This is a genomic window from Microbacterium sp. SY138, from assembly GCF_039729145.1.
Taxonomy (GTDB): Bacteria; Actinomycetota; Actinomycetes; order Actinomycetales; family Microbacteriaceae; genus Microbacterium; species Microbacterium maritypicum_A.
Genome location: NZ_CP155793.1, coordinates 914,768 through 940,108 on the forward strand (window position 1 = coordinate 914,768; position 25,341 = coordinate 940,108).

Annotated in this window: 29 protein-coding genes; 14 read left to right on the forward strand and 15 right to left on the reverse strand. The window is 68.8% G+C overall.

The window, feature by feature from the left end; translation table 11 throughout:
• Window positions 1–2: 2 nt before the first annotated feature.
• Together rraA and truA are read left to right on the forward strand one after the other, a co-directional pair.
• Window positions 3–470 carry a ribonuclease E activity regulator RraA gene (rraA, locus tag ABDC25_RS04265; RefSeq protein WP_347125001.1) on the forward strand — a complete coding sequence of 156 codons (468 nt, stop codon included), beginning with the start codon at window positions 3–5 and terminating at the stop codon, window positions 468–470.
• Window positions 471–513: 43 nt separating this feature from the next.
• Entirely contained in the window at window positions 514–1,368 is an 855-nt protein-coding gene (truA, locus tag ABDC25_RS04270; RefSeq protein WP_322957056.1) for a tRNA pseudouridine(38-40) synthase TruA, read from the forward strand.
• A gap of 120 nt (window positions 1,369–1,488) precedes the next feature.
• Here the strand turns inward: truA and ABDC25_RS04275 are convergent, their stop codons facing one another.
• Window positions 1,489–1,776, reverse strand: a complete 288-nt coding sequence (locus ABDC25_RS04275) for a WXG100 family type VII secretion target (protein ID WP_028501988.1) — start codon at window positions 1,774–1,776, stop codon at window positions 1,489–1,491.
• A gap of 239 nt (window positions 1,777–2,015) precedes the next feature.
• On the opposite strand from ABDC25_RS04275, the gene ABDC25_RS04280 reads away from it, so the two are divergent.
• From ABDC25_RS04280 to glmM, 4 genes are all read left to right on the forward strand, one after another.
• On the forward strand, window positions 2,016–2,684 hold the full coding sequence (locus tag ABDC25_RS04280; RefSeq protein ID WP_347125924.1) for an endonuclease/exonuclease/phosphatase family protein: 669 nt from the start codon (window positions 2,016–2,018) through the stop codon (window positions 2,682–2,684).
• A 184-nt stretch (window positions 2,685–2,868) separates the two neighbouring features.
• Window positions 2,869–3,315 carry a 50S ribosomal protein L13 gene (gene rplM / locus ABDC25_RS04285; protein ID WP_017828209.1) on the forward strand — a complete coding sequence of 149 codons (447 nt, stop codon included), beginning with the start codon at window positions 2,869–2,871 and terminating at the stop codon, window positions 3,313–3,315.
• A 27-nt stretch (window positions 3,316–3,342) separates the two neighbouring features.
• Window positions 3,343–3,828 carry a 30S ribosomal protein S9 gene (rpsI, locus tag ABDC25_RS04290; RefSeq protein WP_017828210.1) on the forward strand — a complete coding sequence of 162 codons (486 nt, stop codon included), beginning with the start codon at window positions 3,343–3,345 and terminating at the stop codon, window positions 3,826–3,828.
• Window positions 3,829–3,842: 14 nt separating this feature from the next.
• Complete coding sequence (glmM, locus tag ABDC25_RS04295; protein ID WP_021198971.1) at window positions 3,843–5,201, forward strand: phosphoglucosamine mutase; 1,359 nt, start codon at window positions 3,843–3,845, stop codon at window positions 5,199–5,201.
• A 34-nt stretch (window positions 5,202–5,235) separates the two neighbouring features.
• On the opposite strand, the gene ABDC25_RS04300 is transcribed toward glmM, so the two are convergent.
• A complete protein-coding gene (locus ABDC25_RS04300; protein WP_347125005.1) occupies window positions 5,236–6,186 on the reverse strand; it encodes a helix-turn-helix domain-containing protein in 951 nt (316 codons plus the stop codon).
• A gap of 199 nt (window positions 6,187–6,385) precedes the next feature.
• Complete coding sequence (locus ABDC25_RS04305) at window positions 6,386–7,330, reverse strand: Ppx/GppA family phosphatase (RefSeq protein ID WP_347125007.1); 945 nt, start codon at window positions 7,328–7,330, stop codon at window positions 6,386–6,388.
• Window positions 7,331–7,359: 29 nt separating this feature from the next.
• Between ABDC25_RS04305 and coaA the strand changes: the two genes are divergently transcribed.
• The 8 genes from coaA to ABDC25_RS04345 all read left to right on the forward strand — a co-directional run bounded on the left by coaA (window position 7,360) and on the right by ABDC25_RS04345 (window position 16,055).
• The gene (gene coaA, locus ABDC25_RS04310) at window positions 7,360–8,313 is read left to right on the forward strand and encodes a type I pantothenate kinase (RefSeq protein ID WP_021198968.1); all 954 of its coding nucleotides are present in this window, start codon (window positions 7,360–7,362) and stop codon (window positions 8,311–8,313) included.
• A 74-nt stretch (window positions 8,314–8,387) separates the two neighbouring features.
• A complete protein-coding gene (glmS, locus tag ABDC25_RS04315; protein WP_347125009.1) occupies window positions 8,388–10,235 on the forward strand; it encodes a glutamine--fructose-6-phosphate transaminase (isomerizing) in 1,848 nt (615 codons plus the stop codon).
• 95 nt (window positions 10,236–10,330) lie between these two features.
• On the forward strand, window positions 10,331–10,690 hold the full coding sequence (locus ABDC25_RS04320; RefSeq protein ID WP_167253230.1) for a holo-ACP synthase: 360 nt from the start codon (window positions 10,331–10,333) through the stop codon (window positions 10,688–10,690).
• Window positions 10,687–11,793 (forward strand): alanine racemase, encoded by a 1,107-nt coding sequence (alr, locus tag ABDC25_RS04325; protein WP_297556793.1) that lies wholly within the window; start codon window positions 10,687–10,689, stop codon window positions 11,791–11,793. Before ABDC25_RS04320 ends, alr begins: the two co-directional genes overlap by 4 nt.
• Before the next feature lie 50 nt (window positions 11,794–11,843).
• Window positions 11,844–12,272 carry a tRNA (adenosine(37)-N6)-threonylcarbamoyltransferase complex ATPase subunit type 1 TsaE gene (gene tsaE / locus ABDC25_RS04330; RefSeq protein ID WP_347125926.1) on the forward strand — a complete coding sequence of 143 codons (429 nt, stop codon included), beginning with the start codon at window positions 11,844–11,846 and terminating at the stop codon, window positions 12,270–12,272.
• Entirely contained in the window at window positions 12,269–13,111 is an 843-nt protein-coding gene (locus tag ABDC25_RS04335) for a response regulator transcription factor (RefSeq protein ID WP_347125012.1), read from the forward strand. Before tsaE ends, ABDC25_RS04335 begins: the two co-directional genes overlap by 4 nt.
• 212 nt (window positions 13,112–13,323) lie before the next feature.
• The gene (locus ABDC25_RS04340; RefSeq protein WP_021198962.1) at window positions 13,324–14,922 is read left to right on the forward strand and encodes a PAS domain-containing sensor histidine kinase; all 1,599 of its coding nucleotides are present in this window, start codon (window positions 13,324–13,326) and stop codon (window positions 14,920–14,922) included.
• A complete protein-coding gene (locus tag ABDC25_RS04345) occupies window positions 14,919–16,055 on the forward strand; it encodes a hypothetical protein (RefSeq protein WP_029258638.1) in 1,137 nt (378 codons plus the stop codon). The genes ABDC25_RS04340 and ABDC25_RS04345 overlap by 4 nt, the downstream gene beginning before the upstream one ends.
• Window positions 16,056–16,067: 12 nt before the next feature.
• Here ABDC25_RS04345 and csrA read toward each other — a convergent pair whose 3' ends face one another.
• From csrA to ABDC25_RS04405, 12 genes are read right to left on the reverse strand one after another with little or no spacing between them, the layout of a single operon-like run.
• A complete protein-coding gene (csrA, locus tag ABDC25_RS04350) occupies window positions 16,068–16,319 on the reverse strand; it encodes a carbon storage regulator CsrA (protein ID WP_029258637.1) in 252 nt (83 codons plus the stop codon).
• 4 nt (window positions 16,320–16,323) lie between these two features.
• Window positions 16,324–18,387, reverse strand: a complete 2,064-nt coding sequence (locus ABDC25_RS04355; protein ID WP_347125015.1) for a flagellar biosynthesis protein FlhA — start codon at window positions 18,385–18,387, stop codon at window positions 16,324–16,326.
• Window positions 18,384–19,475, reverse strand: a complete 1,092-nt coding sequence (locus ABDC25_RS04360; protein WP_021198958.1) for an EscU/YscU/HrcU family type III secretion system export apparatus switch protein — start codon at window positions 19,473–19,475, stop codon at window positions 18,384–18,386. The genes ABDC25_RS04355 and ABDC25_RS04360 overlap by 4 nt, the downstream gene beginning before the upstream one ends.
• The gene (locus tag ABDC25_RS04365; protein WP_021198957.1) at window positions 19,472–20,233 is read right to left on the reverse strand and encodes a flagellar biosynthetic protein FliR; all 762 of its coding nucleotides are present in this window, start codon (window positions 20,231–20,233) and stop codon (window positions 19,472–19,474) included. Before ABDC25_RS04365 ends, ABDC25_RS04360 begins: the two co-directional genes overlap by 4 nt.
• 4 nt (window positions 20,234–20,237) lie before the next feature.
• Window positions 20,238–20,510: a flagellar biosynthesis protein FliQ gene (fliQ, locus tag ABDC25_RS04370; protein WP_021198956.1), complete on the reverse strand. Its 273-nt coding sequence runs from the start codon at window positions 20,508–20,510 to the stop codon at window positions 20,238–20,240.
• Window positions 20,507–21,322, reverse strand: coding sequence for a flagellar type III secretion system pore protein FliP (gene fliP / locus ABDC25_RS04375; RefSeq protein ID WP_021198955.1), 816 nt, complete (start codon window positions 21,320–21,322; stop codon window positions 20,507–20,509). The genes fliQ and fliP overlap by 4 nt, the downstream gene beginning before the upstream one ends.
• Window positions 21,319–21,783 (reverse strand): flagellar biosynthetic protein FliO, encoded by a 465-nt coding sequence (locus ABDC25_RS04380; protein WP_021198954.1) that lies wholly within the window; start codon window positions 21,781–21,783, stop codon window positions 21,319–21,321. Before ABDC25_RS04380 ends, fliP begins: the two co-directional genes overlap by 4 nt.
• Window positions 21,784–21,815: 32 nt before the next feature.
• Window positions 21,816–22,475: a flagellar motor switch protein FliN gene (gene fliN / locus ABDC25_RS04385; protein ID WP_021198953.1), complete on the reverse strand. Its 660-nt coding sequence runs from the start codon at window positions 22,473–22,475 to the stop codon at window positions 21,816–21,818.
• Window positions 22,472–23,404, reverse strand: a complete 933-nt coding sequence (locus tag ABDC25_RS04390) for a flagellar motor switch protein FliM (RefSeq protein ID WP_322957020.1) — start codon at window positions 23,402–23,404, stop codon at window positions 22,472–22,474. Before ABDC25_RS04390 ends, fliN begins: the two co-directional genes overlap by 4 nt.
• Window positions 23,405–23,453: 49 nt before the next feature.
• Window positions 23,454–24,263, reverse strand: coding sequence for a flagellar motor protein MotB (locus ABDC25_RS04395; RefSeq protein ID WP_021198951.1), 810 nt, complete (start codon window positions 24,261–24,263; stop codon window positions 23,454–23,456).
• Complete coding sequence (locus tag ABDC25_RS04400) at window positions 24,260–25,069, reverse strand: MotA/TolQ/ExbB proton channel family protein (protein WP_021198950.1); 810 nt, start codon at window positions 25,067–25,069, stop codon at window positions 24,260–24,262. The genes ABDC25_RS04395 and ABDC25_RS04400 overlap by 4 nt, the downstream gene beginning before the upstream one ends.
• A complete protein-coding gene (locus tag ABDC25_RS04405; RefSeq protein ID WP_021198949.1) occupies window positions 25,069–25,317 on the reverse strand; it encodes a flagellar FlbD family protein in 249 nt (82 codons plus the stop codon). Before ABDC25_RS04405 ends, ABDC25_RS04400 begins: the two co-directional genes overlap by 1 nt.
• Window positions 25,318–25,341 lie beyond the last annotated feature (24 nt).

Genomic DNA, 25,341 nt, shown 5'->3' on the forward strand with positions numbered 1-25,341 from the left:
GGATGCCGGTCGCGACGGCCGACCTCTACGACCAGCTCGGAGAAGGGATCCAATCCCTTTCGCTGCAGTTGCGCTCGTTCGGGCGCAGAACGGCATTCGACGGGCCGATCCGTACCGTCCGCTGCTTCGAGGACAATGCGATCGTGAAGTCCGTCCTCGCGAGCCCCGGCGAGGGGGCCGTGCTCGTCGTCGATGGCGCCGGATCGCTCGAGACGGCGCTCATGGGCGATCTGATCGCGGCATCGGCCGTTGCGAACGGGTGGGCGGGCGTGGTCATCAACGGGGCGATCCGGGACAGCGTCGCCATCGACGCGCTCGACCTCGGGGTGAAGGCTCTGGGCACCAATCCGCGCAAGAGCGCCAAGCTCGGCGCGGGTGAGCGCGACGTGACGCTCGTGATCACCGGGGTGGTGTTCCGGCCCGGGGCCCACCTCTACAGCGATGAGGACGGGATCCTCGTCGAACGCTGAGGGGCGACCTGTGGGGGAGAAGCGCGTGTCCTAGGCTTGCTCCGTGCGCATCCGGCTCGACATCGCCTACGACGGCACCCACTTCCGCGGGTGGGCGAAGCAGCCGACTCTCCGCACCGTGCAGGGCACGCTGGAGGCCGCGCTCGCCCGGATCGTCGGATCCGACGTGCAGTTCGTGGTCGCGGGGCGCACCGACGCCGGTGTGCACGCAAGCGGCCAGGTCGCGCACGTCGACCTGGATGAGAGACAGTGGGCGCGCATCGAGGCCCGGCAGGGACGCGCGCCGCTGGAGCCCGCGGAGACCATCGCCGGTCGCATGAGGGGCGTGCTCGGCGCCTACTCCGACGTCACGGTCACGCGGACGTCGATCGCCCCGGAGGGGTTCGACGCCCGATTCTCTGCGGTGTGGCGTCGCTACCGATACCGTCTCGCCGACGCGCAGGCCGGTTTCGATCCGCTGCGCCGCCACGACACGACCACGGTTCGCGGGCGGCTCGACGAGCAGGCGATGGATGCCGCCGCGCGTACTCTCATCGGGCTGCACGACTTCGCGGCGTACTGCAAGCCCAGGGAAGGGGCGACGACGATCCGCACCCTGCTCGACTACCGCTGGGAGCGCGATGCCGATGGCGTGCTCGTGGCGGAGGTCAAGGCCGACGCGTTCTGCCACAGCATGGTGCGCGCACTGGTCGGCGCCTGCGTGGCGGTGGGGGAGCGGCGTCTCGATGTGGACGACCTGGTGGTGCTGCGTGACGCGCTGACGAGGACGAGCGAGTTCAAGGTGCTGGCCGCGCGAGGCCTGATCCTCACCGAGGTCGGGTATCCGGCCGACGCGCTGCTCTCGGCGCGGGCGGAGCAGACCCGCGCGCGACGCGATGACACGCGTGGCAGCGACTGAAGGCGTCGGCGCGCCCAGCAGCACTCGACCTCCCGCGCGGACACTCGGTGTGAGAGCGGCGTATACGACGAAGAGGGCCGACCGTCGTGGTCGACCCTCTTCGTGAAACCGTGCCGTGTGTCAGCTGCCGGCGAGCTGCTGGTCCAGGTCCTGGATCGCCCGCATCATGCCCAACAGCGACTCGGACATGTCGTTGATGCCATCGACCGCGGTCTTCAGACCCGTCGTCAACTCCGTGTACCCCTCACCGAACTTCCCCGACGCGTGCTGCGTCTTGAAGTCCTCACCCAGAAGAGTGTCCACCTGACCCTTCAACGTGTCCAACTGACCCTGAATGTCATCACGAGCCTGCGACAGCGACGACGCCACCTGCTCCATCTCCGCATAAGACGCACCGAAATCGGCCATCGTCCACACCTCCGCCAATCGAGAGAACCGGACCCCTCCGGCCCGAACAACACCCACCCTACGGCGCACCCACGAACACCGTCGATGGGGACAACTCCCCATCCCCGCACAGGGCTCGATGCGTGTCGGTACCGGCGCCCTCATCGGTGCGGGCGCCGGTACCGATCACGTCCAGGACACGCCGTCGGGCGGCTGCGCGGAGCCCACGCACAGCGGTCGGGAGTAGCGTGGGAACGATCATGAAGGTCATCTCGTACAACCTCCAGAAGCACCGGGCAGCCGGCGAACTCGCCGCGCTCGTGCGTGCGCACGATCCCGACGTCCTCTGCCTGCAGGAGTGCGATGTTCCGGAGCTGCCCGCGCAGATCGGCGACCTCGTGCTGGCTGACGCCACGCAGGGCAATCGTCTCGGGCTCGCGCTCTTCTATCGAGCGAGCACATTCCATCTGCAGGCGATCCGCATGCTCGGCCTCAAGAAGTCGTTGCACGACCGCATCGCGAAGCCGGCGCACGAGCGCGTCCTCGGCGCACGATTGCGCGACATCGACGATGGCCAGGACTTCATCGTCGCCTCCTTCCATGCCGCGCCGCTGACCGCGTTGAACTCGTTGCGACGTCACCAGATCCGCGCCGCCCTCACCGAGCTCGCTGCGCTCGGCGAGGGACTGCCGCAGTTGATGGTCGGGGACTACAACTATCCGATCTTCAAGGAGAACCTCGGTCAGGCCGTTCGAGAGCACGGGTATGCGCTGTCGCTCAGCGACGACGACACGTATACGCGCTACCGCGTGTTCCGGGGGCACTACGACTTCGCCACGTCGACCGGGTTCGAGATCGAACGCATCACGACTCTCCCGCAGGGCGCGAGCGATCACCGTCCCATCCTCGTCACGGTCAAGCCCGACTGAGGCCAGGGTTTGGGCATACGCACGGCGTGGCGTATGATTTCTCTTTGGTGCCTTTCCCCGTCCGCGGAGAAGGGGCATCGTCCGAACGTGAGCCCTCCACTGGCGTGTTCCTCCCTGTCGGGAAGAACCACCCCGGAGTGGGATTCACGAACTTCTCCGTTCGACACAAGAAAGCAGCACTATCGTGACGCGCACTTACACCCCCAAGGCTGGCGAAGTCCAGCGCGATTGGGTCGTCATCGACGCCACTGACGTCGTTCTCGGCCGTCTGGCCTCGCACGCCGCAACGCTCCTGCGTGGCAAGCACAAGCCGACCTTCGCCAACCACATCGACTCGGGTGACTTCGTCATCATCGTGAACGCGGAGAAGGTCGCGCTCACGGGTCAGAAGCTCCAGAAGAAGATGGCCTACCGCCACTCCGGTTACCCGGGCGGCCTGAAGTCGGTCACCTACGCCGAGCTCCTCGAGAAGAACCCGGTCCGCGCTGTCGAGAAGGCCATCCGTGGCATGCTCCCCAAGAACAGCATCGGCCGCCAGCAGCTGTCCAAGCTCAAGGTGTATGTCGGTGCCGAGCACCCGCACGCCGCACAGCAGCCGACGCCGTACACCCTCGACCAGGTCGCCCAGTAAGCGCCGTAAAGACTTAAGGACATACTCGTGGCTGACATCCAGGACACCACCGAAACCCCCCAGAACTTCTCGACGTCGACTCCCGAGACCGACGTGGTCGAGGCGGCTCCCCGCCCCGTCCTCAGCGTCCCGGGCGCCGCTGTCGGCCGTCGCAAGCAGGCCATCGCCCGCGTGCGCATCGTCCCCGGCTCGGGCACGATCACGGTCAACGGCCGCACGATCGAGGACTACTTCCCGAACAAGCTGCACCAGCAGCTGATCAACGACCCGTTCACCGTGCTGAACCTCGCTGGTGCGTACGACGTCATCGCACGCATCTCCGGCGGAGGCCCCTCGGGTCAGGCCGGTGCGCTTCGCCTCGGAATCGCCCGTTCGCTGAACGGCATCGACGAGGAGAACAACCGTCCGACCCTGAAGAAGGCCGGCTTCCTCTCGCGCGACGCCCGTGTCAAGGAGCGCAAGAAGGCTGGACTCAAGAAGGCCCGTAAGGCGCCTCAGTACTCGAAGCGTTAAGGTCAACTGCTCCGATGCCGATCTTTGGCACGGACGGTGTGCGAGGACTCGCCAATGGCACCCTCACCGCCGACCTGGCGCTCACCCTGGCCCAGGCGACTGCTGTCGTCCTGGGCCAGGGCCGTACTGCGGAGGCTCGCAAAGCCGAAGGCAAGCGACTCACCGCAGTGGTCGCCCGGGACCCCCGGGTCTCCGGACATTTCATCGCCGCGGCCGTCGCCGCGGGTCTCGCCTCTTCCGGAGTCGACGTGCTCGAGGCGGGAGTCATCCCGACGCCCGCTCTCGCTTTCCTCGTCGCCGATCGCGATGCCGATTTCGGCGTGATGATCTCGGCGTCGCACAACGCTGCGCCCGACAACGGCATCAAGATCTTCGCCCGCGGAGGACGCAAGCTCCCTGACGTGGTCGAGTTGCGCATCGAAGAAGCGCTGACCGGCGACAAGCTGCGCCCGACGGGTGCCGGCGTCGGTCGCATCGACCGGTTCTCCGACGCGGAGGACCGCTACGTGGTGCATCTTCTCGGATCGCTCCCGAACCGGCTGGACGGCATCCACGTGGTGCTCGACTGCGCCCATGGCGCGGCCTCGGGTGTCTCTCCGGAGACATTCCGCGATGCGGGAGCAGAGGTCACCGTGATCGGTGCCGACCCTGACGGCTGGAACATCAACGACGGTGTCGGCTCGACTCACCTGGACAACCTGGCCGAGGCCGTCGTGCGTCTCGGGGCCGACATCGGCATCGCTCACGACGGCGACGCCGACCGCTGCCTCGCCGTGGACGCCGAGGGCAATCACATCGACGGCGACCAGATCATGGCCATCCTCGCAGTGTCCATGAAGGAGCGCGGCCACCTCACGGACGACACGCTGGTCGCCACGGTGATGAGCAATCTCGGTCTGCATGTCGCCATGCGCGAGCACGGGATCACCGTGCGCCAGACGGCCGTCGGAGACCGTTACGTGCTCGAGGACATGAACGAGGGCGGGTACGCCCTCGGCGGTGAGCAGTCCGGTCACGTCATCATGAGCGAGTACGCCACGACAGGCGACGGAATCCTCACCGGCCTCCACCTGGTGGCCGAGATGGCGCGGCAGAAGAAGTCGATCGCTGAGCTCGCCTCGGTGATGACGGTCTACCCGCAGGTTCTCATCAACGTGCGCGACGTGGACAAGGATCGCGTGTCCGATGACGAGGTCGTGCAGCAAGCCGTCCGTGACATCGAGTCCGAGCTGGGCGACTCCGGACGGGTGCTGCTGCGCAAGTCCGGCACCGAGCCGTTGGTGCGCGTGATGGTGGAGGCAGCCGATGCCGAATCCGTGCATGCGTACGCCGGACGCCTCGCAGAGGTGGTCCAAGAGCGCCTGTCGCTCTGACCTGACCTGACGCTACGACGGCCGATCGCTGATCTCAGCGATCGGCCGTCTCGCGTTCGCCGCTCCGTGATCCCGTGTCGCTCTGCGATCCCGTGCCGCTGTGGGCGCGCAGTGCCCGCGGCGTGGCTCCGTAGTCCTCCTGGAGCGCGCGACGGAGGCTGATGGGGGAATGGAAGCCGGAGCGCTGGGACACCTGCTCGATGCTCAGCGCATCGAAACGGCTGTCGATGAGAAGCGATCGGGCGCGGCGCGCGCGCTGGTGTCTGATCTCGCCGGCCACACTGTTCTCCACTTCGGCGAAGACCAGCTGGAGCTGACGGAGGGAGACCTGAACCTCGCGGGCGACGAGGTCAGGATTCAACGCCGGGTCGCCGCACTGCTGTGCGATCACGGCGATGGCGCGGTCGCGCAGCGCGGCGTGGGGAGAGCGTTGCGGGGACGCCGTGTCGACGCGGTCGAGCAGGATCGCTCCGCTCATCTCCACGATCAGATGCTCCATGGCATATCGCTCGATCGCCGTCGCGTCGTCGTCGACGGTGAGGACCTGCTCGATGAACGCCTGCATGGCGCGATCCAACGGGCGCCGCTCTTCGAGGACTCGACTGGTGGCGGGCAGCGTCGCGACGAACGACCCGAGCGCGGAGCGGGGAACATAGGCGGCGATGATGCGCCAGGCACCGTCGCACCGAACACGTTGGTCGATCCCGGGCGGGGCGATCACGAGCCCGTTGCCGAGCGGCACCCACGGGCCGTGCTGCTCCTTCGCCGAGAATCCCCCTGCCTCCACGAAGGCGAAGACGGCGTGGTGCGGGTGCGCGGTGGTGGTGTCGATCGCCAGTTCGGTCGCCGTGCCCTGCATCGACAGCAGGATCACAGGCCCGGGCGTCCGCCGCGTCGCGCGGATCGTCGCCGGATCGTCGACTGCGCGTACGCCGTGCGAGATCAGTTCGGCCGAGCCGATGGCCAATGCCTCTCCCGGACTCACTCAGCACCCCCCGACGCCGATGATCGATGGGCGGCGCCGAACGATGAGGTCGGCTCGCCGGGCTCGTACCTCCCGCCAGCGGTCTGCGACCGCGGGAGAGGCGCTCGCTTCGTCAGAGGATACCCGCACGGAGGTACGCGGCAACAGGGCGTGTTCGTGCCGCGTCGTCCTCCGCTCATGTTCGAGGGGCGGACTCCGCTCAGGTTCGAGAGGCGGACCAGCTGAGCTGTTCGATGTACCTCAGCAGCACGCCTTCGCGCAGAGCCCATGGCGACACTTCGAGCTCGTCGACGTCGAGGGCCGTCATCGCCGTATGCAGAGAGACCGCGGCGGCCACGATCTGGAACGTCCGGTCCGGAGTGATGCCCGGCAGCTCCTGCCGCGCGGAGGCGGGAAGGCGTGCGAGGCGCGGGATCCACGACCCGAGGGCGGCGCGGGGAAGCAGCATCCGCTCGCTTCCCGACCATCCCGGTACCGGGTAGCCGACCAGGCGGGCAAGGGAGCGGATCGCCTTCGACGATCCGACGACATGGTCTGGGCGGGGGAGGGCGACGAACCGCGGCAGCACATCGGCCAAGGTTGTCGTCGCGTGCGCGCGCAGCCGCTCCACCTCGGCCTCGCCCGGAGGATCGTGCGGCAGGAACTGCACCGTCATGCGTCCGGCGCCGAGCGGAACGGACGCGGCCGCGTCCGGCATCTCCTCCGCGCCGGCGGCGATCTCCAGCGAGCCGCCGCCGATGTCGAGGAGCAGGATCTGACCGGCGGACCAGCCGAACCAGCGCCGTACCGCGAGGAACGTCAGCTCGGCCTCGGTCTCACCGTCGAGCACCTGCAACGGCTGGCCGAGGGCTGCTTCGATACGGGCGATGACCTCGCTGCCATTGCGCGCGTCGCGAACCGCACTCGTCGCGGTGGCCAGCAGCGCGTCGACACGCTCGCTCTCGGCCACACGCCGTGCCTGCGCGACCGCTTCCTCGAGCGCGGCGACGCCCTCCTCCGAGATGGAGCCGTCGGGGGTGAGATAGCGCATGAGGCGCAGCACCGTCCTATCGCTCGTCGTCGCGAGCGGCCGTCCACCGGGACGGACGTCGGCAGCGAGCATGTGGACGGTGTTGGATCCGATGTCGAGGACTCCCAGGCGCACGGGAAGAGACTACTCGCCCCCCGGATACGATGTACTCCGTGACCACCGCCGACCCCACACTGCCGCTGTCGCCCTATCGGGAGATCGGACGCGCGGAATGGGCGCGGCTCGCGGCCGGGCTCGACCAGCCGCTCACCGAGACCGAGGTCGTCGAGCTCCGCGGTATCGGGGACCGTCTCTCGCTCACCGAGGTACGCGAGGTGTACCTGCCCCTGAGCCGCCTGCTGAGCCTGTACGCCACGGCGACGAAACGGCTGGGGGCGGCGACCTCCTCCTTCCTCCAGGAGGACGACACCACGACGCCGTTCGTCGTAGGCGTGGCCGGTTCCGTGGCGGTGGGCAAGTCGACCATCGCCCGTCTGCTGCGCGAGCTCATGAGCCGTTGGCCGGGGACGCCGCGGGTGGAGCTGGTCACCACGGATGGCTTCCTGTACCCGAACGCCGAGCTCGAGCGCCGCGGGATCATGGACCGCAAGGGCTTCCCCGAGTCGTACGACCGGCGCGCGCTGATCGAGTTCCTCACCGAGGTCAAGAGCGGTGCCACCGAGGTGCGCGCCCCGTTCTACTCGCACATGCGCTACGACATCGTGCCGGACGCGAACGTCGTGGTGCGTCGCCCCGACGTCGTCATCGTGGAGGGGCTGAACGTGCTGCAGCCGCCGCCGGCTCCGAACGATGTCGCCGTGAGCGACCTGTTCGACTTCTCGATCTTCGTCGACGCCGATACGTCGCATATCGAGAAGTGGTACGTCGACCGCTTCCTCGCACTCCGGCAGGCGGCCTTCAGCAACCCTTCGTCCTACTTCAACGTGTTCGCGCACCTCACGGACGACGAGGCGATCACGACGGCTCTCGGCTACTGGAACGAGATCAACATGCCCAACCTCATCGAGAACGTGATGCCCACCAGGCACCGCGCGCGCCTGGTGCTGCGCAAGGGTGCCGACCACGATGTCGAGACGGTGCTGCTGCGCAAGCTCTGACCCCGCGTGCGACCCGCGACGGGGCGGAAGAATGTACGGACGACTCGCAAAAAACTCGTCTTACTCTTGATCGCATGTGTGGAATCGTCGGATACGTGGGCCCGCGCCCCAGCCAGGAGATCCTTCTCGCAGGCCTCGCACGCCTGGAGTACCGCGGATACGACTCGGCGGGTGTCGCCGTCATCGATGGCGGCGGCTCGCTCGGCATGCGCAAGAAGGCGGGAAAGCTCGCCGTGCTGCGCGATTCGCTCGCCGACGCGCCGCTCCCTGACGGGTCGACCGGCATCGGGCACACCCGCTGGGCGACCCACGGAGGACCGACCGACGGCAACGCGCACCCGCACCTTGCCGACGACGACAAGCTCGCCGTCATCCACAACGGCATCATCGAGAACTTCGCCGCACTGCGCGACGAGCTCCTCGCCGACGGCGTCGTGTTCCGCAGTGAGACCGACACCGAGGTCGCTGCTGCGCTCCTCGGACGCGAGTACGCCGGCAACGGCGGCGACCTGCAGCTCGCCTTCCGCAGCGTCGTGAACCGCCTCGAAGGTGCGTTCACCCTGCTGGCGATGCACCAGGACCACCCCGGTCTGGTGGTCGGCGCCCGCCGCAACTCCCCGCTCGTGATCGGACTCGGTGAGGGCGAGAACTTCCTCGGCTCCGACGTCGCCGCGTTCATCGAGCACACGCGCAAGGCGCTTGCGATCGGCCAGGATCAGATCGTCTCGATCACCCCCGACGCCGTCACCGTGATGGACTTCGCCGGTACGCCCGTCGAGCCCGAGCCGTTCGACGTGTCGTGGGATGCCGCCGCTGCCGAGAAGGGCGGATGGTCGAGCTTCATGGCCAAGGAGGTCGCAGAGCAGCCCGAGGCCGTCGCCAACACCATCCGCGGTCGCATCCACAACGGACAGGTCGTCATCCCGGAGCTCGACGGACTGGACGAGCTCTTCGTGGGTATCAACCGCGTGATCATCACCGCCTGCGGCACGGCGTCATACGCGGCGTTGGTGGGCAAGTACGCGATCGAGCAGTGGGCACGTGTCGCCGTCGACGTGGAGCTCGCCCACGAGTTCCGCTACCGCGACCCCGTGATCGGCGCCGACACCCTCGTCGTGTCGATCAGCCAGTCGGGCGAGACCATGGACACCCTGATGGCCGTGAAGTACGCCAGGGAACGCGGTGCGCGCACCCTGTCGATCTGCAACACGCAGGGCGCCACGATCCCGCGCGAGTCGGATGCCGTCGTGTACACCCATGCCGGCCCCGAGGTCGCCGTGGCCTCGACCAAGGCGTTCTCCGCGCAGATCACCGCGCTCCTGCTGCTGGGCCTGCACATGGGCCGGGTGCGCGGTGCGGTCGCCGATGCCTCGGTCGACGTCGACGAACTCGCTGCGCTTCCCGACAAGATCGCCAAGGTGCTCGAGAGCGAGCAGGAGCACGTCACCCAGCTCGCCGGGTGGATGGCCGACACCCGCTCGGTGCTGTTCCTGGGACGCCACGTCGGGTACCCGATCGCCCTCGAAGGTGCTCTCAAGCTCAAGGAGATCTCCTACATCCACGCCGAGGGCTTCGCCGCCGGCGAGCTCAAGCACGGACCGATCGCACTGATCGAACCCGGGCAGCCGGTGTTCGTGCTGGTTCCCTCCCCGCGTCACTCCGCACTCGTGCACTCCAAGGTCGTCTCGAACATCCAGGAGATCCGCGCGCGCGGTGCCCGGGTGATCGTGATCGCCGAGGAAGGCGACGCCGCTGTGCTGCCGTTCGCCGACGAGGTCATCCACATCCCGCTCGCCGGAGCGATGTTCGAGCCGCTGCTCGCGGTCGTGCCGCTGCAGATCTTCGCGATGGCGCTGGCCACGGCGAAGGGCCTCGACGTCGACCAGCCGCGTAACCTCGCCAAGTCGGTCACGGTCGAGTAGAACCGCCCTCCGAATCGCGCGAATGGCTTCGTTTCCAGCGGAAACGGAGCCATTTGGGCGATTTCAACCGGAATCAGGCTCGGTAGGCTGAACGGGTGATCATCGGCACCGGAATCGACCTCGTGGACATCCCGCGATTCGAGCGGACGATGGCACGGACGCCGCGATTGCGCGAACGGCTCTTCGCCCCGCCGGAGCGCACCCTCCGCCTTCCGTCCCTCGCCGCCCGCTACGCGGCCAAGGAGGCGCTGATCAAGGCGCTCGGTGGCTCGGACGGCGTGCACTGGACCGAGATCGAGATCGCGTCGGAGCCGTCTGGTCGCCCGCATTTCGTGCTCTCCGGCTCGACGGCCGCCGTCGTCGAGGAACGCGGCATCCTGACGCTGCATCTGACACTCACCCACGACGCCGGTCTCGCCGCAGCGTTCGTCGTCGCCGAAGGAGCACCGCTGTGACCGTCCCGTTCCGCGAAGCGACCATCGATCTCGACGCGATCGCCGACAACGTGCGTCATTTCCGACGACTCACCGGGGTCGAGGTGATCGCCATCGTGAAGGCCAACGCCTACGGCCACGGCGCGGCGGCGGCGGCCGTCGCGGCGCTCTCCGCCGGTGCCACCCGCGTCGGCGTCGCCGAGATCCCCGAGGCGCTCGAACTGCGCCGACAGGGCGTGCGTGCACCGATCATGGCGTGGCTGCACGCGCCGGGGGAACGATTCGAGCACGCCGCCGCGCAGGACATCGAGGTGGGGATCTCGTCGTTCGACCAGCTCGAGGCAGCCGGAGCTGCCGCCGCGGTCGACCGTCCGGTCGGCGTGCACCTGAAGTTCGAGACCGGGCTGTCGCGCAACGGCATCGCCCCCGCCGACTGGGGCCGCGTGCTGGCCGAGGCCGCGCGCCTCGAGCGCATCGGACGACTGCGCATCGTCGGGCTGTTCAGTCACCTCTCCAACACGTCGGTCGACGACGACAGAGCTGCGCTCGCGAAGTTCGAGGAAGGCGTCGCCGCGGCGGCGGCTTTCGGCATCCGCCCCGAGATCCGGCACATCGCTGCGACGGCCGCCGCCATCGACCTGCCGGAGATGCGCCTCGACGCGGTGCGCATCGGCGTGGGGCTCTTCGGCCTCTCGCCGTTCGACGACCGCAGCTCCGCGGAGCTCGGTCTGCGCCCGGCGATGACGCTCCGCGGTGCGATCGCCGCCGTCCGCAGAGTGCCCGCAGGAACCGGCGTCTCCTACGGCTACGACCATCGCACCGACCGCGACACGACGTTGGTCCTGGTGCCTCTCGGATACGCCGACGGGGTGCCGCGGAACGCATCGGGAAAGCTCCCGGTCTCGATCGGCGGACGCCGGTTCGTGAACGTGGGACGCATCGCGATGGACCAGTTCGTCGTCGACGTCGGAGACGCTCCGGTCTCGATCGGCGATGAGGTGGTCCTGTTCGGCGACCCCACCCTCGGCGTACCGTCCGCGACGGACTGGGCGGATGCCGCCGACACCATCAACTACGAGATCGTCACCCGCATCGGTCCGCGCGTCCCCCGGCGGACCTCGTGAGCGTGGACCCTGCGTTCCTCGGTCGACGAGAGATCGCGACCGCCGACGCGATGGAGCAGTTGGGCGTGCGGATCGGGGAACAGCTGGAAGCCGGCGACCTGCTCGTCCTGACGGGCCCGCTGGGCGCGGGGAAGACCACGTTCACCCGCGGCCTCGCCGAGGGGCTCGGAGTGCGCGGTCCCGTGCAGAGTCCGACCTTCGTCATAGCCCGCACGCATCCCTCGCTGGTCGGCGGAGCGCCACTCGTGCATGTCGACGCCTACCGGCTCGGTTCCGCCGCGGAGCTCGACGACCTCGATCTCGACCTCGAGCGATCGGTCGTGGTGGTGGAGTGGGGACGCGGTATGGCCGAGGAACTGGCCGACTCGTGGTGGGATGTCGAGGTGGAGCGCCCGGTCGGATCCTCCGTTCTGGACCCGTCGGAGCTCGACGCCGACGCGCCGAGGGTCGTCACGATCGTGCGAGAGAGCATCGTATGACCCCGGCCGTGGATCGCGCTCTCGTCGCCGTGATCGTCGAGGACGACCCCGATGTGCGATCCCTCCTGGAAGAGGTGTTCCTCGCCGCCGGTTTCGAGACGATCCTCACCGGTTCCGGGTTGGAGGGGCTCGCGGCCATCGAGCAGCACCAGCCGGTGATCACGACGCTCGACATCAATCTCCCCGGCATCGACGGCTTCGAGGTCGCACGACGCATCCGGCGGATCAGCGACACCTTCATCATCATGCTCTCCGCGCTCTCCGAGGAGTCCGACGTTGTCCTCGGCCTCACGTCGGGAGCAGACGAGTATCTGGTGAAGCCGTTCCGTCCGCGCGAACTGCGTGCGCGCATCGAGGCGCTGCTGCGGCGCCCCCGCGTCGCCGATCCCCGCCCCTCGGAACCCCACCCTTCCGAACCCCGCTCCGTGCTTCCCCGGCTCCCGGAGACCGGACGAGCGGCGGTCGAGCCCGACCCGGCGGCAGACGGTGCCACCGTCCTCACCTGGCGGGGCCGTGTCCATCGGGATCTCAGCCTCGACCTCGACACACGGATGGTCCTGATCGGGCAGCGGCGCATCGACCTCACGCCGACCGAGTTCGACCTGCTCGCGATGCTGCTCGAGGCCGGGCTCCGCGTGCGCAGCAAAGCCGATCTCGCGCGAGGGTTGCGCGGGGCACCCGAGGGCTCGAGCGAGTACGTGAGCGAGCCGGACAAACGGGCGATCGAGACCCATATCGCCAATCTGCGGCGCAAGCTCCGCGACAGCACGACGCAGCCGCGCTACATCGAGACGGTGCGCGGCGTCGGCTATCGTCTCACGCCGGCCGATGGTCCGTGAATGCCGCGGGGCGGGACCGTGGTTCCCCAACCACGGCCCCGGTTGCCTGCGAATCCCCACTCGCGTGGCCCCAGCGTCTGCGTTGTTCCCCAGTCGCAGTATCGGCCCCCACTCAGAATGCTAGGGGTGCGAGGCCGCCTGAAGAGCGGGCTGCATCGATCTTTGAGTAATCTTGCGGCAAAGCTGAGGTTCGAGGGGGAGGGTGAGCGCTGATGGTCCGCACTGTGTCTATCTGGCGCTGGCAGCTCGTCTTCACCGGCAGCATCGTGGCGATCGTCGTGATGATCACCGCGTTCAAGCCGCAGACCTTCGCCAACCCACTGGTGGTCGCCGGCGTCGGTCTCGTGATCGTCACCACGCTCATGACCCTGGCGCTGCCGTGGCACCGGCTCCCGCGCACGGCCGCCACCGTCGTGCCGCTCCTGGACGCGCTCGCCGTGGGCTTCACGACCAACGCGCCCGACCTCCGCCTCGGGTTCCTCTGGGTCTTTCCCGTCGTGTGGCTGGCCAGCTACTTCACGATGCCCTGGGTGCTCGGAGGCATCGCCTTCATCAGCGCCACTCTCGTGCTGTTCGCCGATCAGAGCGGTACCCCGGCCGACATCCTGCTGCGGCTGCTCACCCTCGTGATCACCCTGGGCTTCCTCGGGGTGACGGTCCGCATCGGCGCGCAGCGCTCCCGCGCCGCGCGCCGCCTCCTGCAGCGCCGATCCGAGCAGGTCAACCGCGCCGCCGAGCGGGCGGAGGCGAACCAGCGACGCGTCACGCAGATCGTCGACGCGCTGAGCGTGGCGCTCGTGGTCGTGACGACCGGCGGGCGCGTCCTGCAGATGAACGACGCCTACCGCACGCTCTACGGTCGTGATCGCTTCGGTGCCGCTCTGCCCTCGGCCGCGGTCGAGTACGACGCGCGGCGTGGCACGGCGCTTCCGCCATCGCGCACCTCGCTCGCCCGAGCCGCCGGTGGCGAGCGGCTGCAGGCGGAACGGGTGTGGCTGTTCGACGGCACGGGACAGTGGCGTGCGCTCGAGGTGAGCACACAGCCGATGGCCACCGCGGGAGAGGGCGAGGACATCACGCTCGTCGTGATCGACGACGTGACGGCGCTGCTCGAAGTCGACGAGGAACGACGCACCTTCAATGCGGTCGTCTCCCATGAACTGCGAAATCCGCTCACCGCGATCCTCGGTCACGTCGATCTGCTCCGCGAGCGCGACGACCTGCCGGGACGCGTGCCGGCGCAGCTCGAGATCATCGCGCACGCGGGTGAGCGGATGCAGGACCTGGTCTCGAGCATCCTGCAGCAGACGAGCCGCTCCGCGCAGGAGCCGTTCGCCCCGGTCGATCTGCGCGAGGTCGTCGAGGCGGCGGCCGCCTCGTACGCACCCGTCATCGCCGGCAACCGACAGGAGCTCGGGATCGGGGGCGCCGCACGCCTGGTGATCTCGGGCGATCCCTTCCGGCTGCGGCAGGTGCTCGACAACCTCCTCAGCAACGCCGCCAAGTACACCCCTGCAGGAGGGCGCATCGAAATCGGTCTGGGGACGGCCACGACGGGTCAGGCGGAGGTCACGATCGTCGACGACGGATTCGGGATGACCCCGGAGGATCTGTCACGGGTGTTCGAGCCCTACTTCCGCACCGAGAGCGCTGTGCGTGCCGGCATCAGCGGCACGGGACTGGGAATGGGGATCGTGCGCGAGATCGTCGCCGCGCATGAGGGCAGCATCGACGTCTCCAGCGAGATCGCGGTCGGCACCCGGGTGACACTCCGCTTCCCGCCGCGTTCCCCGGAAGAGGTGCAGACGTGAACCCGCTCGTCCCCGTCAACGTCGACATCACGACGAGCATGGTGGCCGTCGTCACCGTGCTCACGGTGATGGTCGTGGGCCTCGGCACCCTCGCCCGCCCGTCGAAGGCGACGGTGACCTGGGGAGCGGCCTTCGGCCTGGGGATGCTGGCGGCCTACCTCTGGCTCGCGGGCCAGCAGACCGAGGAACCGGTGTTGCGCGGAGCCGCTTCCGCGTTGATGCTCTGCTTCGAACCGCTGGTCTGGATCGGCCTGCGGATGCACCTCGGTCGGCGAGCGCGCTGGTGGCCGGTCGTCGTCTTCATCCTGGTCTCTCCCACGCTCCTGGTGGCCACGGCCGGCAGCGTCTGGTATCTGCCCTCGTTCCAGCTCGTCTTCCTCGGGAGCGCCGTCTTCGCAGGCCTGGTGGCCTACGAGCTGCTGCGGGACAGGCCGGCCGTCAGGGACATCGTGCTGCCGTTGGCCCTCGCTTCATGCGGCTTCGTCGTGGTGGCGGTCGTGAGCGCCGTGTCCGCCCTGGTCTCCGGTGGCGCCGGCACCGAGGCGCAGTTGAGCGCACTGCGCGGTATGAATGCCGTCGGCACGGTGGTGGTGAGCACGTGCGCGGCGTTCACCCTGGTACTGCTGGTTCGTTCGGAGCAGAAGACGAGGGACGCCGATGACATCGCGGACCGCGCCCGTCGCCGGCTCCGCAAGGCCGAGGCGCAGAACGACCTGCCGTGGTCGGTCCTCGACATCCGGCTCGACGATCCGGCCGACCTCCGGGAGGCGTCGACGGGTTCCGCGTTCGCCATGATCGTCGACCGTTTCCATCACGACATCCAGGAGGGGCTCCCCGCGTCGGCCGACGCCGATCGGGTCGCCGACGGTCGCGCGATCGTCGTCATCCGCGGTGGCGACGAGTCGGTCCGGCACCACCTGCGGGGGATCCTGACCCGCATCTCGGTGATCGACAGGGAGACGGCGGTCACCGGGATCCGATCCTCGGCGAGCATCGGCTGGGCGACCGCCTCGGTCGTCGGTTACGACTACGACGCCCTCGTCGCCGCGGCGGGCAGAGCAGCGGTCAGGGCGCGGGATGCCGGCGGCGATCAGTGGAAGCGCGCCACCGCGGCGGATCTCACGTCGGCCTGAGGAGATGTCCGGCTAGGCGGGGCGGGATTCCCGGCCGCGGGCGAGGGCGGCGGCGATCGCTCCTTCGGCCTCGGCATCGGTCTCCGCGGCGGCGGACACGTTCTCGGCGACGACCGCCTCGATGATCTCGGTGCGCTGGATGCGCGTCTCGCGCGGTGCCTTCACGCCGATCCGCACGCTGTCGCCCTTGATCTCGAGCAGCGTGATCTCGATGTCGCCGTCGATGCGCACGCTCTCACCGATCCGCCTCGTCAAAACCAGCATTCGTTCAGCCTAGTGCTGCGGGGACGACGCCGACCGACGGCGTGGGGAGGTCTCGTACGACACCGACGGTCTCGATCGTGAGGGCGGCCGCGGTCGCCTCGGTGTACGAGAGCACAGGGAGGCCGTCCGTCTGCGCCGAGACGAGGCGTCGCACGGCCGGCCGCAGCGACGGTGCGCACACCAGCACCGGCTCGCCGCCCTCGTGTACCGAGGCGACGGCCTGCTTCACGGAATCCACCACCGCCTCCATGCGCTGTGGATCGAACACGATCTGGCTGCCGTCGTCGCCCGGGCGCAGGCTCTCGAGCATCGCCTGTTCGAGCATCGGGTTGATCATCACCACGCGCAGGGTGCCGGCATCCGCGAAGCGGGCGGCGATCGCGGGGCCGAGCGCGGCCCGTGCGGCTTCGATCAGGCCCTCGGGGTCGGTGGAGACCCTGGCGCGCAGGGCGAGCGCCTCATAGATGCGGCTGAGGTCGTTGATCGGCACCCGTTCGGCGAGGAGGCCCTGCAGGACGCGCTGGACCTCGGCCAGGGACATCAGCGCGGGCGTGAGCTCCTCGACGGCAGCGGGGGAGACCTGTTTGAGGGCGTCCGTGAGCTGGCGCACGTCTTCGCGGCTGAGCAGGCGTGCGGCATGGGCGTGGATCACACTGGACAGGTGCGTGATGATCACGCTTGCCCTGTCGATCACGGTCGCACCGGCGAACTCGGCGCTGTGGCGCATCTCCATCGGGATCCACTTGCCTTCGAGCCCGAAGACCGGGTCGAGCGTCGCGGTGCCGGGGAGGCTGTCCAGCCCCTGCCCGAGGGCGAGCACGGAACCCACCGGCGCCGTGCCGCGGCCGGTCTCGACACCGGCGATGCGGATGACGTAGGTCGCCTGCGGCAGCTCGATGCTGTCGCGGGTGCGGACGGGCGGCGCGATGAGCCCGAGATCGAGGGCGATCCGGCGTCGGAGGGCCTTGACACGCGCGAGCAGATCGTCGGGTCCGCCGGTGACCAGATCGATGATGTCGGGGGCCAGGAGGATCTCGAGCGGATGCACGCGCATCTTCTCGATGAGTTCCTCGGGCTGGTCGGCCGGGGCGGCGGAGGGGCTCTGCGCGGCGGCGGCCGCCTCCTCGCGCTTCTGGGTCGCCTTGATGCGCTGGGCGATGAGGAGGAGGAGGGCGCCGATCGCGACGAACGGCAGCATCGGCATGTGCGGGATGAGCGACATGATGATCGCGGCGCAGCCGGCGATGATGAGCGCATTGCGGGATTGGCCGAGCTGGGCGGATGCCGCCGTCCCCATCTCCGCCTCCGCCGTGGAGCGGGTCACGATCATGCCGGTGGAGACCGCCATCAGCAGCGCCGGGATCTGCGTGACCAGACCGTCACCGATCGTGAGCAGGCTGTAGGTGTTCACGGCCTCGTCGATCGTCATGCCGTGCTGCACGATGCCGATGGCGATGCCGCCCACGACGTTGATGATGATGATGACGAGACCGGCGATCGCGTCGCCCTTCACGAACTTGGACGCACCGTCCATCGCTCCGTAGAAGTCGGCCTCGGCGGCGACCTCGGCGCGACGCTCGCGCGCCTCCGCATCGGTGATGAGTCCGGCGTTGAGATCGGCGTCGATGGCCATCTGCTTGCCGGGCATCGCATCGAGCGTGAATCGTGCACCGACCTCGGCGACGCGCTCTGCGCCCTTCGTCACCACGACGAACTGGATGACGACCAGGATGAGGAACACGACGGCGCCGATGATGAGCGAGCCGCCGACCGCGATGGCGCCGAACGCCTCGATCACCTGCCCTGCGTACGCCTCGCCGAGCACCAGACGGGTCGAGGCGACGTTCAGTCCCAACCGGAACAGCGTCGCCACGAGCAGCAGCGAGGGAAAGACGGAGAAATCGAGCGGCTTCTTGACGAACATCGACGTGAGCAGGATCACGAGCGCGAACATGATGTTCAGGATGATGAGGATGTCGAGCAGGAACGGCGGCACCGGCACGACGAGGAGCATGATGATGCCCACGACGCCGATCGGCACCCCGAGCTTGGGAAGCAGCTGTCTCATGCGGTCCTCCGGTAGGGAAGGGAGTGGATGCCGCGGGCCGCCCCGCGTCGTCGCAACGAGTCGACGAACACGAGCACGCGTGCCACGGCGTTGTACAGGTCTTCGGGGATCTCCTGGCCCAGCTCGCACGCGGCGTGCAGGGCCCGGGCGAGGGTGATCTCGCGCACCAGCGGCACACCGGCGCGCACGGCCTCGTCGCGGATGCGCTCGGCGATCACCCCGCTGCCCTTGGCGACGACCTTGGGGGCGGCGCGGCCGGGCTCGTACCGCAGGGCGATCGCGATGTGCGTCGGGTTGACCACGACGACGTCGGAGCCGGCGACGGCCGCGATCATGCGGTTGCGGCTGACGGCGAGCTGACGCGAACGTCGCTGCTGGCGGATCAGCGGATCGCCTTCGGAGTTCTTGTTCTCGTCGCGGATCTCGCGCTTGGTCATGCGTGTGTGCTTGCGGTTGCGGCGCATGACCACGAACATGTCGATCGCGGCGAGGGCCAGGCCGACCCCGATCGCGGTCTGCAGCAGCGCGGTCGTGCCCTCGCTCGCGGTGCCGAGCAGGCGGGAGATCGAGTGCGCGCCGCTCGCGGTCAGCACGGGCATCAGGCTCGCGATCACGAACCAGAGGGCGATGCCGATGGCCGCGGTCTTCATGAGGGCCTTGGCGCCCTCCCAGAGGGCCTGCATGCCGAACACCCGGCGGATCCCGGTGACGAGGTTGAACTGTTCGAAACGGCCGGTGAGCGGCTTCAGATGCACCCCGCCCTGGATGACCGCGCCGATCAGGGTGACGATCGCGACGGCGGCCAGCATCACGGTGAGCGTCGGGAGCACGGAGGCGAGTCCGCGCCCGAGGGCCGCCAGAGCCGCCTGCGGTGTCGGAGCATCGACCAGGGACGTCAGCGTGAGCAGCTGCTCGGTTCCCGCCGAAGCCCCCAGGGCGATGGCCGCCGGCATCGTGACGGCCGCCGCGCCGATCCCCAGCCAGGCGGTCAGATCCTGGCTGCGTGACAGCCGCCCCTTCTTGCGGGCCTCGCTGAGGTGCTTGTCCGTCGCCTTCTCGCTGCGTTCGCCGCTGTCCGTACCGCTCATTCGTGCACCCCCTGCATCATGCGCAGGGCCTGCGCGGCGAGGGAATCGACGATGCCGGGGAGGACGGCGTAGACGGCGCCCGCGAGCAGCAGCGTCAGCAGGATCTTGACCGGGAAGCCCATCGCGAACGCGTTCAGCGCGGGAGCGACGCGGGTGATGAGTCCCAGCCCGACATCGGCGAGGAACAGCACGAGCACCAGGGGCCCGGCGATCTGCACGGCGGCGAGCACCATCTGCGAGACCCCGTCGACGAGGAGCTCTGCGGGTCCCGCCGCCTGGAACATGCCGTCGACGGGCACGGCCTCGAAGCTGCGGGCGAGCCCGGCCAGGATCAGCTGATACCCGCCGGACGCGAACAGCAGCGTCAGCGCGGTCAGGTGGAAGAGCCGGGTGAACTGGGCGCCGTTCACGAGCGAGTGCGGGTCGAAAGCCTGAGCGAGCTGGAACCCGCCGAACACGTCGATCAGGCTGCCGGCCGCCTGCAGCGCCGAGAAGCACAACAGCACGAGGAAGCCGAGCAGGGCACCGGTGACCAGCTGCAGAACCAGGGCCCCGAGGAACGGGCCGGTGTCGAGGTTCACGTAGCCGGGGGCCACGGCCGTGCCCACCGCGAGGGAGAGCCCGATCGCGAGCATCGCCTTCACCCGCACCGGAATCGCCCCGTACGAGAACGGCGGGGCGATCATGATGAAGGCCGTGATGCGCACGGCGGTGAGCATCGTGGCTTCCAGCCAGGCGAAGTCGATCGGGATGTACACGTCGTCATCCGCTCAGCAGCGAGGGGATACGGGCGAACATCTCGTTCGTGAAGGCGATCATCTCCGCGATCATCCAGTTGCCCGCGATGAGCAGGGCGATCCCGACGGCGACGATCTTCGGCACGAACGACAGCGTCACCTCCTGCACCTGCGTGATCGACTGCAGCAGCGAGATGGCGAAGCCCACCACGAGGGCGGTGACCAGCACGGGCGCGGCGAGTTTCGCCGCGATGAGCAGCCCCTGCGTTCCGATGTCGATGACGGCTTCGGGACTCATCCCACCCCTCCGTAACTCTCGAGCAGCGCCCGGATGATGAGCCCCCAGCCGTCGACGAGGATGAACAGCAGGATCTTGAACGGCAGCGAGATCATCACGGGCGGGAGCATCATCATGCCCATCGACATCAGCGCCGCGGCCACGACGAGGTCGATGACCAGGAACGGGACGAAGATCACGAAGCCGATGATGAACGCGGCCCGCAGCTCGGAGATCATGAACGCGGGGATGAGCGTGTACATCGGGACGCTCGAAGGGTCCTCGGGGTTGGGCTGACCCGCCATCCGGGTCATCAGGGCGAGGTCCTCTTCGCGCGTGAAGCGGAGCATCCACTCCTGCAGAGGCAGTTGGCCGACGTCGATGGCCTGCGTGAAGGTGAGCGTGCCGTCGATGTAGGGCTGCACTGCCACCGTGTTGATCTCGGTGAGCACCGGCCACATGATGAACAGCGACAGGAAGAGCGACAGGCCGGCCAGCACCTGGTTGGGCGGGATGGTCGGCAGCGAGAGGGCATTCCTGGTCATCGCCAGCACCACGAAGATCTTCGTGAAAGACGACATCATCAGCAGGAGCGCGGGGGCGACCGAGAGCAGGGTGATGCCCAGCAGGGTCAGGATCGAGCCGGACGGACCGCCGTCGACGCCGTTGATGTCGATCGTGACGCCCTCGCCCGGGTCGTCCGGGGTCACCTGTGCGTGGGCGGCCGTGCCCGACAGGAGCGTCATCACGACGACCAGCACCGCGGCCGCGGCGAGGATCAGCGCGATTCGCCGCAGCGCGCGCCCGTCGACGACCCCACGGGCGACGCTCATCGGGTGCGCCGGATGGCCTCGGCGGTCTGCCGCCAGGTTTCGGGGGAGAGGATGGAGCCACGCAGCGGGTCGTTCCGGTGACGGACCCGGCGTTGCGGCGCCGGCGTCACGGGAGGGCCGGCCGCCGATTCGGTCAGGGCGGTGGCGGCGAGGATGCGGTCGAACTCCTCGGCGTCGGACGCCGCCTCTGACGTCGTCGCCGACCACGTCGACCGTGCGGTCTCCTCCGGCTCATCTGCGGGTCTGACCGGCAGACGGTCGACGACGTTCACGCCGTGCTCGGTGACGCCGAGCACGTACCGGGCGTCCTCCGTCTGGATCACGACGATCTGCGCCTTCGGGCCGACCCCCTGGCGCCCGAGCACCGTGATCGCCTCGCTGTCGCGGCGACGCGCCTGCGTGCGCGCGACGCGTCGCTGCAGGAACCACAGCACCCCGAGCACTGCGGCGAGCGAGAGCACGACCCGTAGGCCGAGCAGGAGGTCGTCCAGGGTCAGGCCTCGACGTTCTCGAGGATGCGGGTGATCCGCACCGCATAGTCCTGGTCGACGACGACGACCTCGCCGTGCGCGATGATGCGTCCGTTGAGCTTGATGTCGGCCGGAGCGCCGGCGGAGCGATCGAGCTCGACGATGCGTCCCGGTTCCAGATCGAGCACATCGCGCACCGCCATCCTGGTGCGCCCGATCTCGACGGTGAGCTCCATCTCGACGCCCGCGATGCGGTGCAGCCGCCGCGAGGACGAGGAGGCACCGGCGGGCGCGCGCGTCACGACGACGGCGAGCCGGCCGACCGTGTGGTCGGCGTCGTCCTGGAGGTCGAAGAGCTGCACGGCCGGGTCGGCGAAGAGGGAGGAGGCATCGCCGACCGTGCCTGCGCCGAGGGCACCGGCACCGAGCGCGCTGGTCGCGCTCTCCAGCGCGTCGCGCAGCCGGTCGGCCAGGGGCGTGCCGCCGAGGCCGTCGACCAGGATCTCGGGCTCGAACAGCTGTACCGCCAACTGCGCGCTCGCCTCACCGACGAACTGCACGACCAGGGCGTCGCCGGTGTCGCCGGAGACCTGCGAGGCGCGCGCGACGAGAGGGGAGGCGGTCGGCAACGATGCGGCGAAGGCGGCGGCGACGGCGGACTCGTAGGTGGTGGTGCTGGTCACGCGGGCTCCTCGGCGAAAGCGGGATCGGGGACGGTGGTGGTCACGACGCAGGCCAAGCGCGCTCCTGCGCTACCGACGGCTGCCGTGGCGACGGTCTGATCACCGACGGAGAGGACCATCGGACGATCGGCGGAGTGCGGGAACGCGATGACGTCGCCGACGGACAGATCCAGGACCTCGCGGGGCAGCACGGCTCGCGGTGCGAGTCGCAGCGCGAGTTCGACCGGGGCGATCTCGACCTGGCGACGGATCCGGGCGGGTGCCGCGGTGCGCTCGTCGTCGGACGGACGCACGGTGAAACCGGCGAGCACGGAGGCCGGCAGCATCACGCTCGTCGGCACGGTGCGACCGGCGAGACGCATCGAGAACCGTGCGACGATGACGGGTTCGCCGGATGCCGCCACCTGGGCGAACTGCGAGCTGTACTGGATGCCGCTGAAGGCGACCCCGGTGGGGAGAAGACCGTCGAGCGCACCGGTGAGGTGGTCGATCGCGTCGACGATCAGCGATCGGATCAGGGCCTGCTCGATCGGGGTGAACGTGCGGTCCTCTGAGGCTGCGGAAGCTCGTCCGCCCACCATCTGCACGATCCAGGCGGTCGCGGCGGAGGTCGGCAGCTGCACGATGAGGCGCTCTTCCGAGTCGGGCAGGGCGCACACGATCATCGTGGTCGTCGTCGGCAGCGACTGGGCGTACTCGCCGTATGTCATCATGCCGACGTGCTCGACCGCGATGGTGGCGCGCACGTGGATCTTCGCCGAGAGTTGCGCGGACCACTGGCGGGAGAAGGTCTCGAAGGCCAGTTCCAGGGCTCGGGTGTGCTCGCGCGAGAGGGTCGCCGAACGGCCGAAGTCGTACACCTCGACGTCGGCGGTCTTCGTCGCCGTTCCCGCGCGCACGTCGGAGCGCACGCTGTCCTCGATCACCACGAACCGGACTATCGGGCGGTGAACGGCGTGCGTTAGGTGAGAAGGCGGGTCAGGAGGACGGCTTTCCCGCCTGTGCCTGGGGGATGAGCGCGCGCACCTCCTCGTTCGCATCGGAGAGGACGACGATGTCGACCCGTCGGTTCTGGGCCAGGGCATCGGGGGAGTCGCCTGGGGCGACCGGCCTCGTGTCGCCGAATCCGACCGATTTCAGGTGCGCGGGCGGCAGCCCCGAGGCCTCGACGAGGTGCCGCAGCACCTGGGTGGAGCGTCCGGCGGACAGCTCCCAGTTCGTGGGGTACGGGGCGACCGATCCGCGCACGTCGGCGTGGCCCTCGACCGAGATCTCGTTGGCGGTGGTGACCAGCACCGAGCCGAGCGCGTCGAGGACGAGGAGCGCTTTCGCACTGAGCGTCGTGCTGTTCGTGTCGAAGAAGGTCTCGGCACTCACGAGGCCGATCGTGAGGCCGCGCTCATCGATCGTGAAGGTGACGTCGGCTTCGAGACCGTTCTGGGCGAGCACCTGACGCAGGCGCTCACGCAGCGCCGACAGCTCGTTGAACTCGGTCTGCGCAGCGGCGAGGTCGATGTCGGCGAAGTCCTCGCCCTTCTCATCGACCAGTTCGGGAGGCACGACCACGCCTGTCGTTGCGTCGATCTCGTCCGAGGGCTCCTGCCCGAAGCCGGTCGCGAGGGAGGCGCTGAGAGCCTCGAACTTCTCCTGGTCGACGGTCGACATCGCGAACAGCACGATGAACATGCACATCAGCACCGTGACCATGTCCATGTAGGACGCCATCCACCGCTCGTCCGGACCGCTGTGCTCCTCCTGCGGCACGCGGCGACGGGCACGGACGCTCATGACGCCTGCTCCGTCTCCTCGGCTGCTCGGGTGCGGGCCTTCCGGCCGGAGCGGGCGGAGGAGCGTTCGGACACGAGGGCTCGCAGGCGCTCGCCGACGAACTGCGGCGGTGCGCCGGCCTGGATCGCGAGCATGCCCTCCATGAGCACGGTCATGCGTTCGAGTTCGAGCTCGCCGAGACGCTGGAGGCGTCCGCCGATGGGCAACCAGATGAAGTTGGCCGAGAGTAGACCCCACAGTGTCGCGACGAACGCTGTCGCGATCATGGGACCGAGCGTGTCGGGCTTGTCGAGCTTCTCCAGCACGTGCGTGAGGGAGACGACGGTGCCGATGATGCCGACCGTGGGCGCGAAGCCGCCGAGCGTCATGTAGAAGCGTGAGGCGGTGCGGTTGCGGGCGGCGGTCGAGGTGAGCTCATCCTCCAGCAGCGTTCGCAGGTCTTCGGCGTCGGTCCCGTCCGCGATGCTCTGCAGCGCCTGGCGCAGGAACGGGTCCTTCTCGTCCTCGAGTCCCTGCTCGAGGGCGAGGAGCCCTTCGGCGCGCGCCTTCTCGGCGTAGCCGACCACCGTGTCGATCATGCTCGACGCGGTGCGGCGCTCGCCGCGGAAGGCGCGGGGGAGCGACTTGACCGCATGCAGCGCATCGCGCACCGTGCCGCTCGCGATGCCGACGGCGATCGTGGCTCCGAAGACCAGCACCATCGGGGCGGGGATCAGCAGCGATCCGATGGTGGCGCCCTCGAGGTTGATCATGGCGATCAGTGCGCCGAACGCGAGGACCAGTCCGAGGATGAGAGACGGATCCATCAGAGACCGACCTCGGCATCGGGGGCGGCGGAATCCGATCCGGCGGTGCTGATCAGAGCGGCGGCCGTGGCGAGCACTCCGGCGCGGAACCGGGTGATCTGCGCGATCACGTCATCCATCGTCTCGGTCACGACGAAGGTCGCACCGTCGACCATGATGAGCGTCGTGTCCGGCGTGGCCTGGACACGTTCGATCAGGTCGGGGTTCACCGCGAACCGCGAACGGTTCAGGCGCGTGAGGACGATCATGGGCTCCATCCTGGAAAGATCCGT

Excerpts from the sequence above, each read along its gene's own strand:
- ABDC25_RS04360 (WP_021198958.1), bottom strand. The coding sequence starts at position 19,475 with ATGAGCGGTACGGACAGCGGCGAACGCAGCGAGAAGGCGACGGACAAG.
- ABDC25_RS04405 (WP_021198949.1), bottom strand. The coding sequence starts at position 25,317 with ATGATCGTCCTCACGCGCCTGAACCGTTCGCGGTTCGCGGTGAACCCC.
- fliQ (WP_021198956.1), bottom strand. The coding sequence starts at position 20,510 with ATGAGTCCCGAAGCCGTCATCGACATCGGAACGCAGGGGCTGCTCATC.
- ABDC25_RS04335 (WP_347125012.1), top strand. The coding sequence starts at position 12,269 with ATGACCCCGGCCGTGGATCGCGCTCTCGTCGCCGTGATCGTCGAGGAC.
- ABDC25_RS04280 (WP_347125924.1), top strand. The coding sequence starts at position 2,016 with ATGAAGGTCATCTCGTACAACCTCCAGAAGCACCGGGCAGCCGGCGAA.
- fliP (WP_021198955.1), bottom strand. The coding sequence starts at position 21,322 with ATGAGCGTCGCCCGTGGGGTCGTCGACGGGCGCGCGCTGCGGCGAATC.
- ABDC25_RS04340 (WP_021198962.1), top strand. The coding sequence starts at position 13,324 with ATGGTCCGCACTGTGTCTATCTGGCGCTGGCAGCTCGTCTTCACCGGC.
- glmM (WP_021198971.1), top strand. The coding sequence starts at position 3,843 with ATGCCGATCTTTGGCACGGACGGTGTGCGAGGACTCGCCAATGGCACC.
- ABDC25_RS04400 (WP_021198950.1), bottom strand. The coding sequence starts at position 25,069 with ATGGATCCGTCTCTCATCCTCGGACTGGTCCTCGCGTTCGGCGCACTG.
- csrA (WP_029258637.1), bottom strand. The coding sequence starts at position 16,319 with ATGCTGGTTTTGACGAGGCGGATCGGTGAGAGCGTGCGCATCGACGGC.
- rraA (WP_347125001.1), top strand. The coding sequence starts at position 3 with ATGCCGGTCGCGACGGCCGACCTCTACGACCAGCTCGGAGAAGGGATC.
- ABDC25_RS04395 (WP_021198951.1), bottom strand. The coding sequence starts at position 24,263 with ATGAGCGTCCGTGCCCGTCGCCGCGTGCCGCAGGAGGAGCACAGCGGT.
- coaA (WP_021198968.1), top strand. The coding sequence starts at position 7,360 with ATGTACTCCGTGACCACCGCCGACCCCACACTGCCGCTGTCGCCCTAT.
- glmS (WP_347125009.1), top strand. The coding sequence starts at position 8,388 with ATGTGTGGAATCGTCGGATACGTGGGCCCGCGCCCCAGCCAGGAGATC.
- ABDC25_RS04275 (WP_028501988.1), bottom strand. The coding sequence starts at position 1,776 with ATGGCCGATTTCGGTGCGTCTTATGCGGAGATGGAGCAGGTGGCGTCG.
- tsaE (WP_347125926.1), top strand. The coding sequence starts at position 11,844 with ATGGAGCAGTTGGGCGTGCGGATCGGGGAACAGCTGGAAGCCGGCGAC.
- ABDC25_RS04355 (WP_347125015.1), bottom strand. The coding sequence starts at position 18,387 with ATGAGACAGCTGCTTCCCAAGCTCGGGGTGCCGATCGGCGTCGTGGGC.